The sequence below is a fragment of the Komagataeibacter xylinus genome (genome assembly GCF_009834365.1).
Taxonomy (GTDB): domain Bacteria; phylum Pseudomonadota; class Alphaproteobacteria; order Acetobacterales; family Acetobacteraceae; genus Komagataeibacter; species Komagataeibacter xylinus_D.
Window position 1 is genome coordinate 2,623,585 of the sequence record NZ_CP041348.1, and the last position, 16,895, is coordinate 2,640,479.

Annotated in this window: 16 protein-coding genes; 11 read left to right on the top strand and 5 right to left on the bottom strand. The window is 64.4% G+C overall.

Going from position 1 to position 16,895, the window contains the following annotated elements:
• Window positions 1-13: 13 nt before the first annotated feature.
• Window positions 14-844: a CAF17-like 4Fe-4S cluster assembly/insertion protein YgfZ gene (ygfZ, locus tag FMA36_RS12565; protein ID WP_159262689.1), complete on the bottom strand. Its 831-nt coding sequence runs from the start codon at window positions 842-844 to the stop codon at window positions 14-16.
• Window positions 845-927: 83 nt separating this feature from the next.
• Between ygfZ and FMA36_RS12570 the strand changes: the two genes are divergently transcribed.
• From FMA36_RS12570 to FMA36_RS12590, 5 genes are all read left to right on the top strand, one after another.
• Window positions 928-1,845 carry a glycosyltransferase family 9 protein gene (locus tag FMA36_RS12570; RefSeq protein WP_159262691.1) on the top strand — a complete coding sequence of 306 codons (918 nt, stop codon included), beginning with the start codon at window positions 928-930 and terminating at the stop codon, window positions 1,843-1,845.
• 201 nt (window positions 1,846-2,046) lie between these two features.
• Entirely contained in the window at window positions 2,047-2,742 is a 696-nt protein-coding gene (locus tag FMA36_RS12575; protein WP_159262693.1) for a hypothetical protein, read from the top strand.
• Between the two features lie 40 nt (window positions 2,743-2,782).
• Window positions 2,783-4,156, top strand: coding sequence for a PQQ-like beta-propeller repeat protein (locus FMA36_RS12580; RefSeq protein ID WP_159262695.1), 1,374 nt, complete (start codon window positions 2,783-2,785; stop codon window positions 4,154-4,156).
• Window positions 4,157-4,172: 16 nt separating this feature from the next.
• Complete coding sequence (gene der, locus FMA36_RS12585; protein ID WP_159262697.1) at window positions 4,173-5,600, top strand: ribosome biogenesis GTPase Der; 1,428 nt, start codon at window positions 4,173-4,175, stop codon at window positions 5,598-5,600.
• Between the two features lie 128 nt (window positions 5,601-5,728).
• Entirely contained in the window at window positions 5,729-6,592 is an 864-nt protein-coding gene (locus FMA36_RS12590) for a nicotinamidase (protein WP_159262699.1), read from the top strand.
• An 18-nt stretch (window positions 6,593-6,610) separates the two neighbouring features.
• Here the strand turns inward: FMA36_RS12590 and FMA36_RS12595 are convergent, their stop codons facing one another.
• The gene (locus FMA36_RS12595; RefSeq protein WP_159263925.1) at window positions 6,611-7,954 is read right to left on the bottom strand and encodes a GntT/GntP/DsdX family permease; all 1,344 of its coding nucleotides are present in this window, start codon (window positions 7,952-7,954) and stop codon (window positions 6,611-6,613) included.
• Between the two features lie 204 nt (window positions 7,955-8,158).
• Between FMA36_RS12595 and FMA36_RS12600 the strand changes: the two genes are divergently transcribed.
• On the top strand, window positions 8,159-8,908 hold the full coding sequence (locus FMA36_RS12600; RefSeq protein WP_159262701.1) for a dienelactone hydrolase family protein: 750 nt from the start codon (window positions 8,159-8,161) through the stop codon (window positions 8,906-8,908).
• Here the strand turns inward: FMA36_RS12600 and ubiA are convergent.
• Window positions 8,898-9,815: a 4-hydroxybenzoate octaprenyltransferase gene (gene ubiA, locus FMA36_RS12605; protein WP_159262703.1), complete on the bottom strand. Its 918-nt coding sequence runs from the start codon at window positions 9,813-9,815 to the stop codon at window positions 8,898-8,900. The two genes, FMA36_RS12600 and ubiA, sit on opposite strands and share 11 nt — an antisense overlap.
• A 171-nt stretch (window positions 9,816-9,986) precedes the next feature.
• On the opposite strand from ubiA, the gene FMA36_RS12610 reads away from it, so the two are divergent.
• From FMA36_RS12610 to FMA36_RS12625, 4 genes are all read left to right on the top strand, one after another.
• A complete protein-coding gene (locus FMA36_RS12610) occupies window positions 9,987-10,727 on the top strand; it encodes a 16S rRNA (uracil(1498)-N(3))-methyltransferase (protein WP_159262705.1) in 741 nt (246 codons plus the stop codon).
• Window positions 10,728-10,801: 74 nt separating this feature from the next.
• Complete coding sequence (locus FMA36_RS12615) at window positions 10,802-12,217, top strand: glutamate--cysteine ligase (protein WP_159262707.1); 1,416 nt, start codon at window positions 10,802-10,804, stop codon at window positions 12,215-12,217.
• 146 nt (window positions 12,218-12,363) lie between these two features.
• On the top strand, window positions 12,364-13,320 hold the full coding sequence (mbfA, locus tag FMA36_RS12620) for an iron exporter MbfA (RefSeq protein WP_159262709.1): 957 nt from the start codon (window positions 12,364-12,366) through the stop codon (window positions 13,318-13,320).
• Window positions 13,321-13,403: 83 nt separating this feature from the next.
• Window positions 13,404-14,045 carry a LolA family protein gene (locus FMA36_RS12625; protein WP_159262710.1) on the top strand — a complete coding sequence of 214 codons (642 nt, stop codon included), beginning with the start codon at window positions 13,404-13,406 and terminating at the stop codon, window positions 14,043-14,045.
• Between the two features lie 26 nt (window positions 14,046-14,071).
• Here FMA36_RS12625 and rsmI read toward each other — a convergent pair whose 3' ends face one another.
• Window positions 14,072-15,064 carry a 16S rRNA (cytidine(1402)-2'-O)-methyltransferase gene (rsmI, locus tag FMA36_RS12630; RefSeq protein ID WP_159262712.1) on the bottom strand — a complete coding sequence of 331 codons (993 nt, stop codon included), beginning with the start codon at window positions 15,062-15,064 and terminating at the stop codon, window positions 14,072-14,074.
• A gap of 11 nt (window positions 15,065-15,075) precedes the next feature.
• Between rsmI and FMA36_RS12635 the strand changes: the two genes are divergently transcribed.
• On the top strand, window positions 15,076-16,416 hold the full coding sequence (locus FMA36_RS12635) for a penicillin-binding protein activator (protein WP_240906352.1): 1,341 nt from the start codon (window positions 15,076-15,078) through the stop codon (window positions 16,414-16,416).
• Between the two features lie 38 nt (window positions 16,417-16,454).
• On the opposite strand, the gene FMA36_RS12640 is transcribed toward FMA36_RS12635, so the two are convergent.
• Window positions 16,455-16,799 carry a hypothetical protein gene (locus FMA36_RS12640; protein WP_159262716.1) on the bottom strand — a complete coding sequence of 115 codons (345 nt, stop codon included), beginning with the start codon at window positions 16,797-16,799 and terminating at the stop codon, window positions 16,455-16,457.
• Between the last annotated feature and the right edge of the window lie 96 nt (window positions 16,800-16,895).

Below are 16,895 nucleotides of genomic sequence, written 5' to 3' on the forward strand. Positions count from 1 at the left end.
CGGCCAGGGCGCCTTATTGTGGCTTGGCGGGCAGGCTGAACCACTGCGGCAGATGCACCTGCACCGCGTGGCCGGCCGCTACAAGGCCCGTATCGTGCAGATGCTCGCTGCGAATCATGGCCAGCCCCGCGCCATCGCGTGAGGAGCGCATCTCGCCCACCGTCTTTTCCCCCGCCATGATGGGCGTGCCCGGCACGGGGAGGTCATGGCGGGCGGATACGGGCACGAGATGGCGGCGCACCAGTCCCCGGTAGCGCGTGCGCGCGGTCAGTTCCTGGCCCATGTAGCAGCCCTTGGTCCATGAAATGCCATTGAGCTGGTCGAAATTGGCCTCGAGCAGCAAAGTCCTGTCACTTTCGCAGTCGCGCGGCCCATCGGGCAGGCCGAGGGCAAGGCGATGACGGTCGTACTCCACGTCATCCGCCGTAGGGTGAGGCATGGGGTGACCAAGCAGGAAGCGCCAGCCCGCCCCGGCCACACGCGGATCGGGGGCGGCGGGGTAGCCTTCGGGCGCAGTGAAGCCTTCGCCCCAGGCCGCGTGCACGGCGTAGCCGGTCTCGCCGAGCTCAACCTGCGCGCGCAGGCGGTAGCGCGACAGGCGCTGGCGCAGCATATCGGCCTGGCTGGCCGTGCAGTCGAGCAGCAGGCGCTCGCCCTCGGGATCGGCAAAAACAAAGAAATCCGCCAGCCATTTGCCCTGAGCGGACAGGAATGCGGTCCAGACCGCCCGGCCGGGGGCAACCGTGGTCATGTCGTTGGAGACAAGCCCCTGCAGGAAAGAGACGCGATCCGCGCCTGTCACGCTGAGCACGCTGCGGTCGGGAAGGTGAGCTGTTCTGGCCATGGGTGCAATCTGGCCATGCCCGTGCCCGCAGGCAAGGGCAAAGAGAGGTTGGCACGCACGCAAAACCTGACTAGCACCAAAAAATGCACATCCTGTTCATCACATCCACCCGGCTGGGTGATGCCATTCTCTCTACCGGGCTGCTCGATACGCTGCTCAGGCGCTATCCCGATGCCGATTTCACCATTGCGTGCGGGCCGGTGGCGGCCGGGCTGTTCGCGCACATGCCGCGACGCGTGCGCACGATCGAGATGGTCAAGCGCCCGCGCAACATGCACTGGGTCGATCTGTGGCGGCAGTGCCGGGGGCGCAAATGGGATCTGTGCGTGGACCTGCGCAGCTCGATCGTGAGCTATTTCCTGCGCGTGGGCGAGCGCCATGTCATGCAGGGCGGGCGGCGCAGGGGGCCACGGATCACGCATATCGGCAACCTGCTGGACCTAGATCCCGCACCGCTGCCGGTGACATGGACAAGTGCCGCCGAGTGCCAGGAGGCCGCGCGCATGCTGCCTGATGATGGCACGCGCTGGATCGCCCTTGGCCCCACCGCCAACTGGGATGGCAAGATCTGGCCGCCCGAGCGGTTTGTCGCGGTATTCAAAGCCCTGCAGGCTGATGATCCGCGCCTGCGGCCGGTCATTCTGTATGGCCCTGGCGAGGCGGAGCGCGCCCGTGCCCTGCCGGTGATCGAACGCCTGCCCGATGCGCTGGACACGGGGGGTAGCCTGACGGTGACGCAGGTCGCGGCCGTGCTTGCGCGGTGCACGCTGTTCATTGGCAATGATTCGGGGCTCATGCATCTGGCCGCTGCCAGCGGAATTCCCACGCTGGGCCTGTTTGGCCGCAGCAAGGCGATGGAATACGCGCCCGCTGGCCCATGGGGACGGGTGGCAATGGCGCCCGGCCCGGTGGGCAACGCACCGATGGAGGGGCTGGGCGTGAAGCAGGTCGTGTTGATCGCACAGAGGCTCCTGCACGACTGGATGCATGCGAAAGGGTGAAAAAACCCGATTTTTTGCATTTTCCGCCCGCTTATCGCTGGCGGTGCAAAACAGGCCGGTCTATGTGATCGAACAGGCAGAAATGGGCCGCGGCACTGGCTGGGTGGTTTGCCGTGCCGCGCCGGGCCGGATATGCTGGCCCAGAAATCACGACGCGTAAGGCGCCATGCGCCACGCAAGCGAGCAGGGAACGACACGAACGTGGCTGACGACATCTTCATGGAAGTCGATGAGGAAATCCGTGCCGAACGTATCCGGGCACTGGCGCGGCGCTATCTTGTCGTTGCCGGTGTCGTGGTGGCGGCGGTGTGCATTGGCGCGGGCGGGTGGCAGTATTCTGTCTCGCGCGCCCACAAGGCGGATGCTGCCGTCTCGGCCGCCTATTTCACAGCCATGCAGGATGCCGCCCGCGCACCCGATGCCACGGGCACCGATACCAGCCTGACCACACGGCAGAAAAAGGGGCTGCAGGAGCTTGAAGCGCTTGATGCCCGGGCCCGGCCGCCGCTGCGCGTGCTCGAGCGCATGGAGCGCGCGGCCCTGCTGGCCACGGATGGCAGGTTGCCTGCTGCTTTGGCCCTGTGGGATGGCGTGAGCCAGGAACACGCGGTCGATCCCATCATCGCCTCGCTGGCCAGCCTGCTGTGGGTGCAGCACCAGATTGATGGCGGTGACCCCGCCACCCTGCGTTCGCGCCTTGCGGTCATTGATGGCGCGGGCCAGCCCTGGCGCGGTCAGGCCATCGAGGCCGAGGCCCTGCTTGACCTGCGGGTGGGCAGGCCTGCCGATGCACGTGCCAAATTCGAGCGCCTGGCAATGGACATGACCATTGCCGATGGCGTGCGCAGCCGCGCCGAAGCCATGCTCCAGACACTGGGGGGCGACGCTGGTGGCTAGTCCTGACCCTGCATCCTCCACGCCGACCGACAGGAAGACCATGAAATCAGCCCTGAGCCGCCGCCATGTGTTGCTGGGCGCGGGGGCGGCGCTGCTGCCCGCCCTGGCCGCGTGTTCTGCCAAACAGAAAAAGGCCCCGCTGCTGATCGGTCACCGTTCGGACGTGCTGCACACCGCCGCAGGCCTGACGGTTGATCCCGAGGAAACGCAGGCCGTGACCGTTCCCGCCCCCACGGCACTGAACGCGTGGCCGCAATCGGGCCTCACCCCTGACCACGGGGGCCGCAACATCGCCTGGGGCGCCCAGATGCGCCATGAATGGACGCATGATATCGGCGCGGGCAATTCCGAGCCGGAACTGCTTTTCTATGTAGCGCTCGGCGATAGCGGGCGCGGCATCATCCAGGCCACGCCCGTGGTGCAGGATGGCCGTCTGTTCGTGGTGGATGCGCAGGGCGTGGTCCGTGCCTATCGCTGGCCCGGCATGCACAAGCTGTGGGAATACAACCCCAAGCCGCGCAAGATGATGTCGAACAATCTTGGTGGCGGCATCAGCGTGGACAAGGGCACGCTGTACATCGTCGATGGCATCGGGCAGGCGCTTGCGGTCGATGCGGCCACCGGCAAGCTGAAATGGCGCGTCAACATTCAGGCGCCGGGCCGCTCCGCGCCCACCATCGCCGATGGGCGGCTGTTCCTGGGCACGATTGACGAACACCTGTACTGCCTTGATGCGGAAAACGGCAACGTGCTGTGGACCTATGCCGCTACAGCCGCCGATACCGTCATTTACGGCCAGCCCGCGCCCGCCGTGGCCGACGGCGTGGTGCTGGCGGGCTTTGGCTCGGGCGATCTCGTGGCGCTGCGTGCCGAAGGCGGCGAGGTGGTGTGGGCCGATACGCTGGGCAGCACCAATGGCCAGCAGGCGCTGATCGATTTCTCGTGCGTGCATGGCATGCCGGTCATTGCCGATGGCACGGCCTATGCCATCAGCACCGGCGCCGTTCTTGTCGCCATCGACATGCGCTCGGGCCGCAGGCTGTGGGAGCGTGGCATTTCGGGGCAGAACACGCCGCTGGTGATCGGGGACTGGATCTTCCTCATCTCCATGGACCAGCAGGTGGCCTGCCTTGACCGGCTTTCAGGCCATGTGCGCTGGATTACGCAGTTGCGGCAGTATGAGAATTCCGACAAGCAGAAGCGCGGCATCGTGTGGAATGGTCCGATTCTGGCAGGCGGCAAGCTGGTGTTCATATCGAACTTCAAGCAGAACGGCGTTGTCATCATCGACCCCGCACAGGGGCATATCGACTCCCTGTACGAGCTGCCAGCCGAGGTGACGACAGCACCGATCGTGGTCGATAATACGCTGTTGCTCATGGATAATAACGGCTACCTTATAGCCTATACCTAAAAAGAAAGTTGCCGCAGTGAGTTCATCTTTTCCATCCGCGCCAGTGGATGCGCTGCCGGTTGTCGTGATCGCGGGCAGGCCGAATGTCGGCAAGTCGACCATTTTCAACCGGCTGGTTGGCCGCAGGCAGGCGCTTGTGGCCGACACCCCCGGCGTTACCCGTGACCGCAAGGAAGGCCAGGCCACCGTGCGGGGCCGGGCCATCCGCATCATCGACACGGCAGGGCTGGAGGAGGCGGCACCCGATACGCTGTACGGTCGCATGCGGGCTTCATCCGAATCCGCCGTGGCCGAGGCCGATCTCGTGCTGTTCTGCATTGATGCGCGTAGCGGCATCACGCCCGCCGATGAGCATTTTGCCAACTGGCTGCGCCGCCAGGGCCGCCCGGTGCTGCTGGTTGCCAACAAGGCGGAGGGGCGGCAGGGTGCCGCCGCCGCCATGGAAGCGTTCTCGCTGGGGCTGGGCACGCCGCTGGCCATGTCGGCCGAACATGGCGAGGGCGTGGCCGATCTCATGAGCGAGATCGTGGACCGCCTGCCGCCCACCGACCTGCCACCGGTAAAAAAAGTCACCCGCCGCTCCCGGCGCGAGGATGCGCAGGCCGAGGGCGAGGAAGAGGATGTGCGCCCGCCCGGCCCGCTGCGCCTTGCCATCGTAGGGCGCCCCAATGCCGGCAAGTCCACGCTGCTCAACCGCCTGCTGGGCGAGGAGCGGATGATTACCGGACCCGAGCCGGGGCTGACGCGCGATTCAATTGCCGTCATGCTGCATGATGACGAAGGCCCGATCCAGCTTGTTGATACGGCGGGCCTGCGCCGCAAGGCCCGGATTGACGAAACGCTGGAGAAGATGTCCGTCTCCGCCTCCATCGAGGCGCTGAAGATGGCGGAGGTCGTGATCCTCGTGCTTGATGCCACGTTGGGTGTGCATGAGCAGGACCTGCAGATCGCCCGCCTGATCGAGCGTGAGGGCCGGTGCTGCGTGCTGGCGCTGAACAAGTGGGATGCGGTGGAGGACAGGGCAGCGACCCGCCAGGCCATCAAGGACCGGATCGAGACCTCGCTTGCGCAGATGCGCGGCATTCCCGTCGTGTCGTTCTCGGCCATGACCGGGGCAGGCATCAACCGCCTGCTGCCCACCGTGCGCCGCGCCTATGAGGTGTGGAACCGCCGCGTGCCCACCGGCGCTCTCAACCGGTGGTTCGAGATGATGGTCGAGCGCCATCCGCCGCCGCTCGTTGATGGCCGCAGGCTCAAGCTGCGTTACATCACGCAGGCCAAGGCGCGGCCGCCCACCTTCATTCTGTTCGGCACCCGCACCGACCAGTTGCCTGAGGACTATCAGCGCTATCTGGTCAACGGCATGCGCGAGACCTTTGACCTGCCCGGCACGCCCATAAGGCTGCTGCTGCGGGCATCGAGCAATCCATACGCCAAGGGTTAGGCTGCCGATAAAAGTTTTTGGTGAAGCTTTTTTCAAAAAGCTTTGTTCTATGCCGTTTTTTGAAAAAAGGCGGCACCCAAAAACTTCTATCCTTTTTATTTTAAAGTTTTTTCTCGGGAGGGGAAAGCATGGCGGCGAACGGGCATTCCGGTTCTGGCGGGCATGCAGGCACCCTGTTCATCACGTCCGCCGATGCGCTGCTGGTCATTGACATGCAGGCCGATTTCATGCCCGGCGGCACGCTGGGCGTGGCGGGGGCCGATGGCATCGTGCCGCTCATCAACCGGCTGTGCGAACTGCCCTTTGGCCTGGTTGCAGCAACGCAGGACTGGCATCCGGCGGATCATGTGTCCTTTGACATGCGCGGCGGCCCGTGGCCGGTGCACTGCGTGGCAGGCACGAAAGGGGCAGCCCTCGTGCCCGATCTGGCGCAGGCCCATATCGGCGTAGTACTGCGCAAGGGCATGCGGCGTGATATCGACAGCTACTCCGCCTTTGAGGATAACGCGCGCGCCAGTCGCACCGGGCTTGAGGAATTGCTGCGGGGCAGGGGGATCAGCCGGGTATTTGTGGTGGGGGTGGCGCTGGATTACTGCGTGGCGGCCTCGGCGCGTGATGCTGCCCGGGCCGGTTTTGCCACCGTGGTCCTGACCGATGCCTGCCGCAGCGTGGCGCAGTCTGTCGCTGCGGTGCAGGCGGCGTTTGTCAATGTGGGTGTCGAGACTGCCCTTGCGGTGGATGTACTGTCCCTTATGGATAGAGCCTTAACACCGCGGGAAATAGCCGATCTGCTTGAAGCGCCTCTGGCAGGCAGGGCATATGTGCAGGCCATCGCGGCCCGGGCGCTGAAGATTTACAACAGCCATGACCGTCCGCGATTCAAGGCCCTGTCAGATGCGCTGATGGAACTGGTGACGATGGACACCGGACCGGAATTCGAACTGGACCGGAACGCCATCCTTGCCATCATCGATACGATCAGAGCCTTGTAAAATACCGAACTGTCTCGCCTACGTCACCACCAGCGACAGCAGCAGCGCGAAGATCAGTCCCAGCACGGCAATCAGCGTCTCGATCACCGACCAGGTCTTTATGGTCTGCCCCACAGACAGGCCGAGATATTCCTTGATCTGCCAGAAGCCCGCATCATTCAGCGGCCCCAGCGCCACCGAGCCCGCGCCGGTTACGATCACCATCAGTTCAGGCGAGGCCCCATGCGTATGCAGCAGGATGGGCCCCACAATGCCCGCTGCCGTGCTCATGGCCACGGTTGCCGAACCCGTGGCCACCCGCACCACCACCGCCAGCAGCCAGGCAAGCACCAGCAGCGGTACATGGGCACCTACCGCAAGGTCGGTAATGGCGGTTGAAACGCCGCTATCAACCAGTTCCTGCCCAAAGCCGCCGCCTGCGCCCACCAGCAGCATGATAAGCGCTGTGGGGGCCAGGCAGTCATTGGTGAATTTGAGAATCGTCTCGCGGCTGAAGCCGCGGGCGCTGCCAAAAACCTGAAAGGACAGCAACGTGGCCAGCGCCAGCGCAATATCCGTATTGCCGATGAAGTGCAGCGCGTTATTCAGCGGCGTATGCGGGCCAGCCACCAGATCCGCCATCGAACCCACCAGCATCAGCACAACGGGAGAGAGAATGGTCAGGACCGTAATGCTAAAGCCGGGCATGTCGGCTGGCACTTCGTGGTTGACGAACTGCGCCTCCAGCGCGGAAGGCTGCACGGGGCCGATGCGCCCGGAAATGAAACGGGCATAGACCGGCCCGGCAAGGGCCGCGGCCGGGGTTCCGATCACGATGCCCCACAGGATCGTGCGCCCGATATCGGCATGATAGGCCGAAAGGGCCAGCAGTGTTGCCGGATGCGGCGGGATCATGGCGTGCGTGACCGAAAGCGCCGCCCCCATGGGCAGCGCCACGCGCAAAAGCGGTGTATTGGTGCGCCGCGCCAGCGTAAACGCCAGCGGGATCAGCAGCACGAATCCCACTTCAAAGAAAACCGGCAGCCCCACCAGCAGCCCGATCACCATCATCGCCCAGCTGACGCGCTTCTCACCCGCAAGGCGGGTAATGGTCAGGGCAATGCGGTCAGCCCCGCCTGATTCCGCCAGCATCTTGCCGAGCATGGTGCCCAGCGCAATAACGGTGGCCACATGCCCCAGCACCCGCCCCGCACCCGCCTCGAACGAGGCGATGGCCTTTTGCGGCGGCATGCCCGCGCACAGCGCCAGCGCCAGCGAGACTGCAAACAGCACGATGAACGGATTGATCCGGAAACGTGCGATCAGCACCACGACCGATACGATGGCGCAGATGGCGAGCGAGAGGGCAAACAGGGATGACATCATGATTTCTGTAACGGATTCATGCCCCATACAGGCCGGGGCGGGGAAGGAAAGTCAATGTTTGAAGCGCTTTTTGCGCAATATATGAACAAAAAACAATCAATTTACGATGCGATATTACAGGCATGATCGTCCCGCCCCCTCTCGGTTGGCCGTCCGCATGCTGCTATCGTGCCTTTTTGCATGACTGGCAGGAGTTTTATCATGATCATCCATTCCGACGAGACGGCAGACATCCCAACGCCTTCAGGCATGATGCGGATGCATATTTTCCGCCCCGCCATTGCAGGGCGCTTTCCCGGAATCGTGCTGTTTTCCGAAATTTATCAGGTTACGGCTCCCATCCGCAGGCTGGCCGCCATGATGGCGGGGCAGGGTTACGTCGTGGCCGTGCCCGAGGTCTATCACGAATATGAACCGGCGGGCACCGTGCTGGCCTATGACAGGCCGGGCACGGATCGCGGCAATTTCCTCAAATTCGAAAAGCCGGTCGCAGGCTACGACCATGATGCCCGCGCGGCGCTGGACTGGCTGGCCGCCAACCCGCACTGCACCGAAAGTCTTGCCACCATGGGCGTGTGCCTTGGCGGGCATCTGGCGTTTCGCGCAGCACTCGACCCACGGGTGCGGGCGGCGGTGTGTTTCTATGCCACCGATATTCATTCCGCCACGCTGGGGCAGGGCAAATGTGATGATACGCTGGCCCGTGTGGGCGAGATGCAGGGCGAGGCGCTGATGGTATGGGGGCGGCAGGACCCGCATGTACCCTTTGAAGGGCGGCAGATGATCCGTGCTGCGCTGGAAAAGGCGGGCACATGCTACGAGTGGCATGAGTTCAACGCCCAGCATGCTTTCCTGCGCGATGAGGGACACCGTTTTGATGCCGCCCTGTTCCTGCAGTGCATGGGCATGGCGCGTGATTTCCTGGCCCGCACGCTGCACGTCAGCGCGTAAGCATTCCCGCCAGCACGGCCAGGGCGATGGCAAGCCCGGTTTCGCGGTTGAAGCGGAACAGTCGCAGGCAGGTGGCGGGGCTGCGCTCATCCAGCCGCCACACCTGCCAGGCCAGCAGGGCCGCAGGCAGCGCCAGCGCCGGCCAGAAGCCCGGCCCCACATGGGCCAGGTAGCCGGCGCCCGCCAGCCCTGCCAGTGTCAGCCCATAGCACGCGCCTACGAACAGCCGCGCATGCCCCACCATGAGGCGGGAGGTGGAACGCACGCCGATGCGGGCATCGTCCTCCATGTCCTGAAAGCCGTAGATCGTATCGAAGCCGAGCTGCCACACGATGGTGGCGGCATAGAGCGTGCCCAGTGCCGCATCGATATGGTTGGCTGCTGCGGCATAGCCCAATGGTGCGCCAAAGCCGAAGGTAAAGCCCATGACAAGCTGCGGCCACCACGTGACCCGTTTGGCCAGCGGGTACAGCCCTACCAGAATGAGCGAGGACGCGCCCAGAATCTGCGAGAGCCCGTTGAGGTTCATCAGGATGTTGAAGCCGATAAGCAGGAGGGCTGCCAGGAACAGCGCCGCCTCGCGCATGGACAGTGCGCCCGAGGCCAGCGGCCTGCCAGCCGTGCGGGCCACCTGGCGGTCGATGTCACGGTCCCACATGTCATTGACCACGCAGCCCGCCCCGCGCATGACCACGCTGCCAATGCCAAACAGCACGATCAGGAATAGCCGCTGTTTTGCCGGCACGTGGTCGGGTAGCAGGATGCCCCATACGCCGGGCAGGAACAGAAGCCACGTACCAATCGGCCGGTCGAGCCGCATCAGCAGGGCGTAGGGGCGCAGGCGCGGCGGCAGGCGGCCGATCCAGCCATCCACCCTGATGTCCGTATGGGGTATGGGCTGGTCCACGCTACAACTCCTTGCCGCTTGCCTGCTGCCGGTGGGGCCGGGTTTGCCGATGACGGCACGCCCCATGGCTGCTAATGGGCACACAGATGGGCCGGAAGGCCCCGTGGGGTCAAGACCGGCCCCGGCATCGTGTCCTGTATCCTGTCCTGCGCTGAAAGGTTGTCATCCGGCATGAGGGATTGTCCGCGCCTGTTCATATCACCTGCCCATATTGACCCCATGGCGGTCGATGCCGTGTTCGATCTGGAACCGGGACAGGCCCATTACCTCGGCACGGTCATGCGCCAGCAGGCCGGGGCAGTGGTTGAGGTCTTCAACGCGCGTGATGGCGCGTGGCAGGGCGTGATCGACCACCTGCGCCGCGACCGCTGCCGCATCCGCGTGGTGGAACAGACCCGGCCGCCCGCCGCCACAGCGGGGCTGTGCCTCGTGTTCGCGCCCCTCAAGCGCGATGCGACCGAGACGGTCATCCGCATGGGTACAGAGCTCGGGGTCACGCATTTCCGCCCTGTGGTGACCGAGCGCACCAATACCCACCGCATCAATGCCGACCGCCTGAACAGCATTGCCACCGAGGCCGCCGAGCAGTGCGAGCGTCTTGACGTGCCCACCATCGACCCGCTGGCGCCGCTGACCACGGTGCTGTCGCAATGGCCTGATGATACCGCCCTTTTCGCAGCCCTCGAGCGCAGGCCGCAGGTGGCGGCCCCGCCCGCGCCCCATGTGGGCGATGGCGTGCTGATTGGCCCCGAGGGCGGATTTTCGCCCCTTGAGCATAAGATGTTGTGCGCGCAGGCTTTCGTGCGGCCGCTCTCGCTTGGCGCGCTGGTGCTGCGGGCGGATACGGCGGCCGCAGCGGCGCTGGCTCTTGTCGGGTCGGGCCTCAAGGTCTTATGTGATAAGGCTTCGTAACGACAATCCCGCTTCCCTTCCGCCTGTCTCCAGCCCAGCCTTGGCCTGACTGTCATGAGGATATTGCCCCCGCCATGTCGAATCCCGGCGCGCATAATGCAAACGTAATTGAATCCCTTGACCAGATGGTCGCCGTGCTTGCAGCGGGCGCGCGCCCGCGGGCGCAGTGGCGGATTGGCACGGAACATGAGAAATTCGGTTTTGTAAAACCCGCTGCCGCAGGCCCGGATCGTGCGGCATGGTCTGCACCTCCCTACGCTCCGCGCGGAATCGAGGCCCTGCTGCGCGCCCTGTCAGCCGAAAGCGGTGGCACGCAGTGGCAGGATATCATCGACCAGGGCGCGCTGATCGGCCTCAAGGGGCAGGCAGCGGCCAAAGGCAGTTCCATCTCGCTCGAGCCCGGCGGGCAGTTCGAGCTTTCCGGCGCCCCACTCGTCTCGCTGCATGATACGGCAGCCGAGATGGCGCATCACTTCGAGGCCATCCGCCCGGCCTGCGCGGAGCTGGGGCTGGGTTTCGCCCCGCTGGGCTTTCACCCCACGGCCAGACGCTCTGACATTCCGTGGATGCCCAAGAGCCGCTACGCCATCATGCGCGACTACATGCCGCGCGTGGGCACGCTGGGGCTGGACATGATGCTGCGCACCTGCACCGTGCAGGTGAACCTCGATTTCGGCTCGGAAGCCGACATGGCGCGCAAGATGCGGGTCTCGCTGGCATTGCAGCCGGTGGCGACCGCACTGTTCGCCAGCTCGCCGTTCTATGAAGGCCACCCCAACGGCTTCCTGTCCAACCGCGCCCGTGTCTGGACCGATACTGATAATGCGCGCGCGGGCATGCCGCGCCAGTTCCTTGAAGATGGCTTCAGCTTCACGACCTATGTGCGGTGGCTGCTCGATGTGCCGATGTATTTCGTCACACGCGGTGAGCGCATGATCAATGTAGCGGGGCATTCCTTCCGCGACTGGCTTGACGGGCGCTGCCCGCCGGGACTGGAAGGCGAGCGCCCGACCATTGGCGATTTCGAGGACCACCTGACCACGGCCTTCCCCGATGTGCGCCTCAAGCAGTTCCTTGAAATGCGCGGCGCCGATGCGGGTTCGCCCGCCATGATGCTGGCCCAGTCCGCACTGTGGACCGGGCTGCTCTATGATGACGCCACCCTGCACGCTGCCGAGAAGCTTGTGCTCGAACACGGCTGGGATGACTACTTCGCCCTGCGCGCCGCCGTGCCGCGCCTGGGGCTGGATGCGCCGTGGGGGCAGGGCACGCTGCGCCCGCTTGCCGCCCGCATGATCGCCCTTGCCACCGATGGCCTGCGCGCCCGCGCCCTGCGCGATGGCAACGGGCAGGACGAGACCCGTTATCTGGCACCGTTGCATGAAATCGCCGCGGGCGGCCCCACACAGGCCGAGGCCTTCCTTGCCGCCTATCATGGTCGCTGGCAGGGCGATGTTACCCATGTCTTTACCGAAGCGGCCGTGGTGTGAACGGGGGGCGGGAGATATTTTACCAAGAAACGTAATCGAGAAGCATAATCATTTTCGATCGTTTTACTTTGGTATTTCAATTGAGAATTATTTGTAACTTTACAATATTCTTGAGCGATTAAGAGAATTTATGCATAGACTGGGTAATGCGTAAATTCTCTTCCCTGTCCGATCAGGAAATCCTCGCGCTTGCCATCTCCAACGAGGAGGAAGACGGGCGCATCTACTCCGATTTTGCCTACACCCTGCGCGAGAAATATCCTGACACGTCCAAGATCTTTACCGACATGTCGATGGAGGAAGACGAGCACCGCCGCGACCTGATTGACCTGTATGTCAGCCGTTTCGGCCCGCATATTCCGCTGATCCGCAGGACCGATATTGCCGATTTCATGGTGCGCAAGCCCGCCTGGCAGGTACAGACGCAGGGCATCGAGGCCGTGCGCGCCCATGCAAGGCAGATGGAGATGGACGCGGCGCGATTCTATCGTCAGGCCGCCCTGCGCACGACCGATGCCGCAACGCGCAGGCTGCTTGGCGACCTTGCCCATGCCGAGGACCAGCACGAGCAGGCGGCCAACGCCATTACCCTAGACCGCCTGCCCACCAGCAAGCGCGAAAGCGAGGATGAGGATGCCCGCCGCCGTTTCGTGCTCCAGATCATCCAGCCCGGCCTTGTGGGGTTGATGGATGGTTCGGTCTCCACGCTTGCGCCGGTCTTTGCCGCAGCCTTTGCCACGCACCAGCCATGGAACGCTTTTCTCGTTGGCATGGCGGCTTCGGTGGGGGCAGGGATTTCCATGGGGTTTGCCGAGGCCCTGTCCGATGATGGCAAGCTTTCGGGTCGTGGCGCGCCGCTGCTGCGCGGGCTGGTATGCGGGCTCATGACCACGGCGGGCGGCATCGGGCATACCCTGCCGTTCCTGATTGATGATTTCTCGGCGGCCATGATTGCCGCGATGGTCGTGGTGGTGATCGAACTGTTCGCCATTTCATGGATACGCTGGCGCTATCAGGACACGCCGTTTGGCTCGGCCATCGTGCAGATTGTCATTGGCGGGCTGCTGGTGTTCGTGGCGGGCGTGCTGATTGGCAGTTCGTAGGCGCGCCGGAGGGGCTGGCTTGATATTGCGGGCATGATGGGGCACGACTGTGCACAGAGTGTCTGCACGGATTGCGCCGCATCATGAAATTTCTTCCTGTCATTGCCGCCTGTGGCGTTGCCTGCCTGCTGGGCGGCCCTTTTTCTGCGCCTGTTGCCCATGCGCAGGAGCAGATGGCCGTGGGGGCGTCGGACCAGGACCATGCGCTGCTCGAACGGGTCGAGCATCATCTTGATGCGATCAGCCTGCTCAAGGCGCGTTTCCGCCAGACCGCGCCTGATGGCAAGGTGAGCACCGGCACGGCGTGGATCGACCGCACGAATCGCCGCATGCGCTTTCAGTATGACCCGCCCAGCCCGCTGCTGCTCGTGGCCAATCATGATCAGGTGGTGTTCAACGACAGCCAGCTTGACCAGACCACAACCATGCCGATGGAAAAAACCCCGCTTGGTCTGCTGCTGCGCCCGCATCTGCAACTCTCGGGTGATGTCACGGTCACTGGCCTGTCGCATGATGGCAATGAACTCGACATTACCGTGGTGCGCACCGACACGCCGGGCGATGGCAGCATGACCCTGCTGTTTCATGACAATCCGCTGCGGCTGCGCGGCTGGATCATTCAGGATGCCCAGCAGGAAACCACCCGCGTCGATCTGCTCGATGCCACCACCGGCGGCCCGATGCCTGCAGATTCGCTGTTCAATACCGATATCGGGGCGCAGTAACGGGCTGCGTGCAGGCATAGACGCCTTTATTTCTTCCCGCGCGCCAGTTCCAGCGCGCGGGCATAGACCGTGCGGCGGGGCAGGCTGGTAATGCCGGCCACAAGGGCTGCCGCATCCTTGACCGAAAGTGTCTGCAGGGCCGCATGCAACTGGGTGTCGAGATCGGTTGCCGTGCTGTCTTCGCGCAGCGGCGGCCCAAGCACCACTGTAATCTCGCCGCGTGCCGGATGTTCGCTGTAATGGGCGGCGAGTTCCGCCACCGTGCCACGGCGCACTTCCTCAAAGCGCTTGGTCAGTTCGCGGGCTACGGCGGCAGGCCGTGCTCCGCCCATGACATCGGCCAGGGTTGTCAGCATTTCGGCCAGCCGGTGCGGGGCTTCATGCCAGATCAGGGTAGCGGACAGGCCCGCGCATTCGGCGGCGTGCAGTTGCGCCAGCACCTCGCGCCGCGCTGCCTCGCGTGGCGGCAGAAAGCCCGAGAACATGAACGGGTGCGGCGGCAGACCTGACAGTGTCAGTGCCATGACTGCGGCATTCGGTCCCGGCACCGCCGTAACGTGGCCGTCTGCCGCAACCACCGCGCGCACCAGCCGGTAGCCGGGGTCCGACATCAGCGGCGTGCCCGCATCCGAGATCACGGCGATGCGCTGCCCCGCGCTCAGGGCCTCGAGCAGGGCGGGGATCTGCCGGTCCTCGTTGTGGTCATGCAGGGGGCGGGTCCGGGTGCGGATGCCGTATTCACGCAGCAGCCGCGCGCTGGTGCGCGTGTCCTCGCACAGGATCAGGTCGCAGGACTCCAGCGTCTCGACCGCGCGGCGGCTCATGTCGCCGAGGTTGCCTATTGGCGTGGAAACAAGCACAACTTCTCCACCCTGATGCACAACCGCAGCGGTTTCATCGGCGTTCCCGTCATGACGGGTGGCGGATTCTCCGCTATGAATATCATCACGGTTTATATCCGCCGGATGTTCCGGGGCATGTTGAGATTTTGAAGGCGAGGAAGATGAGGCGTCAGACATTCGGAACCCAGATGCAAGGACAGGATGCTGATACTGCCTCTGTGCGCCCTGCATGCAAGCGCTTATTGCTGGCAGGGCTGGCGCTGTCGGTGCTGACCGCCTGCGCTGGCGGTGAGGGCGGTGGCCGTCATGCGCCCCATGCCGGGCGCAACGTGGGCGTGCTGCTGCCACTGAGTGGCGCGAACGCCCGGCTGGGCCAGGAAATGCTGACCGCCACGCGCATGGCCATGAACACGCCCACGGCCCCGCCACTTGACGTGCATGATACCGCCGCCCCCGGCGGTAATGCCGCAGTCGCAGCGCAGGCGGCCATCAAGGCAGGCGATGGGCTGATCCTCGGCCCGCTCACCATGGATGAGACAGCGCAGGCAGCTCCTGTTGCCACTGCCGCCGGGGTGCCTGTCCTGGCCTTTACCAGCGACATGTCGGTAGCCCAGCCCGGTGTCTGGACCCTTGGCATTGCGCCCGAGCAGCAGGTGCGCCGCATGGTGCTCGCCGCCCGCCAGCAGGGGCGGCAGCATTTCGCGGCTTTCCTGCCCGATAACCGGCTCGGCCATGCGCTTGGGCAGGCATTGCAGCAGGTTTGCGAGGAAAACGGCCTGCAATCGCCGCAGATCATGTTCCATGACAGCACGCAGGAGGCGATTACCGCCAACCTGAAAACCCTGTCGGCCTATGACACGCGCGCCGCCGCCGTGCCGCAGCCTGATCCCGTGGCCCAGCCGCCGGTTGCCCCGACACCCGAGGCCACACCCGATTCAGCGACCATCGACCCAGCCAACCCCGATGGCGCGCCGCAGGCCGCCACGCCAGCGCCTGAGGCCGTCACGGCACCTGCTGCCACGCCAGATTTTCCCGCTCCACCATTTGACGCGCTGCTTCTGGGCGATACCGGGCTGCAACTGGGCATGATCATCAACGCGCTGGCGCAGGCGCATGTGGACAATACGCATGTGCAGATCATGGGGCCGGGATTGTGGGCGGCATTTGCCACCAAGCTTGGCGCGCTGCAGGGCGCGTGGTACGCAGCGCCCGATCCGGCGACACGACAGGCCTTCGTGCAGCAGTTCATGGCGGCTTACCACCATATGCCAACCCCGCTGGCCGATCTGACCTATGATGCGGCAGCCCTGGTGAAGGCGCTGGACCAGAACCGCCCCGCCGGAAGCGCCAATGGCTACTCCGTGCAGGCCCTGACCCGCCCCGATGGGTTTGGCGGGGTGGATGGTGCATTCGGTTTTCTGGAGAATGGCAAGACGCGGCGCGATCTGGCCGTGTTCCAGATCCTGCCCACCGGTGGCGGCAAGATCGTCATTCCCCCTGCGGGCAGGCTGCGGCGCAGCGCCAACTAGGGGCAGTGCAGTAGGGTAATTTAACCGTCGCTGGCCTTTCAGGCAGCGACGGTCGCCCCATGCGCCAGCACCGGGCGGATGGCGTGAAGGGCAGCTTCAAAGCTGCTGTAGGTGGCGAGCTGGCGGTCGCGGATCTGGTCAACAAGCACCCAGCCCATGCCTTCGGGGCGGACCATGTAGGCCGGCTTGGCGTTTTCGCGCACCCAGACCAGCACATGTTCGATATCGGGTTCGTTTGCATCGTTGTGATCGGAGATATCCGCATCACACAGGCCCATGCACGCGCCAGCTTCAAGCCAGCGCATCAGGTATTCCCGGTGGCGGGGCAGGAAGCCCTGCCGCAGGGAAACAACATTGGTGGCGGAAGCCTGCCTGGTCATCATGTGCATTCCGTTGGCCCTCTGACTGTCTTGGCGTGACAAGATAGGAACAACGCTATTACTGCATGGCAGCTTTGCCAAACTGAATTTCAGACAGAA

Coding starts and splice junctions, on each gene's coding strand:
- ygfZ (WP_159262689.1), bottom strand. CDS start 844: ATGGCCAGAACAGCTCACCTTCCCGACCGCAGCGTGCTCAGCGTGACA.
- FMA36_RS12570 (WP_159262691.1), top strand. CDS start 928: ATGCACATCCTGTTCATCACATCCACCCGGCTGGGTGATGCCATTCTC.
- FMA36_RS12580 (WP_159262695.1), top strand. CDS start 2,783: ATGAAATCAGCCCTGAGCCGCCGCCATGTGTTGCTGGGCGCGGGGGCG.
- FMA36_RS12590 (WP_159262699.1), top strand. CDS start 5,729: ATGGCGGCGAACGGGCATTCCGGTTCTGGCGGGCATGCAGGCACCCTG.
- FMA36_RS12595 (WP_159263925.1), bottom strand. CDS start 7,954: ATGTCATCCCTGTTTGCCCTCTCGCTCGCCATCTGCGCCATCGTATCG.
- FMA36_RS12600 (WP_159262701.1), top strand. CDS start 8,159: ATGATCATCCATTCCGACGAGACGGCAGACATCCCAACGCCTTCAGGC.
- FMA36_RS12610 (WP_159262705.1), top strand. CDS start 9,987: ATGAGGGATTGTCCGCGCCTGTTCATATCACCTGCCCATATTGACCCC.
- FMA36_RS12615 (WP_159262707.1), top strand. CDS start 10,802: ATGTCGAATCCCGGCGCGCATAATGCAAACGTAATTGAATCCCTTGAC.
- mbfA (WP_159262709.1), top strand. CDS start 12,364: ATGCGTAAATTCTCTTCCCTGTCCGATCAGGAAATCCTCGCGCTTGCC.
- FMA36_RS12625 (WP_159262710.1), top strand. CDS start 13,404: ATGAAATTTCTTCCTGTCATTGCCGCCTGTGGCGTTGCCTGCCTGCTG.
- rsmI (WP_159262712.1), bottom strand. CDS start 15,064: ATGTCTGACGCCTCATCTTCCTCGCCTTCAAAATCTCAACATGCCCCG.
- FMA36_RS12635 (WP_240906352.1), top strand. CDS start 15,076: ATGCAAGGACAGGATGCTGATACTGCCTCTGTGCGCCCTGCATGCAAG.
- FMA36_RS12640 (WP_159262716.1), bottom strand. CDS start 16,799: ATGATGACCAGGCAGGCTTCCGCCACCAATGTTGTTTCCCTGCGGCAG.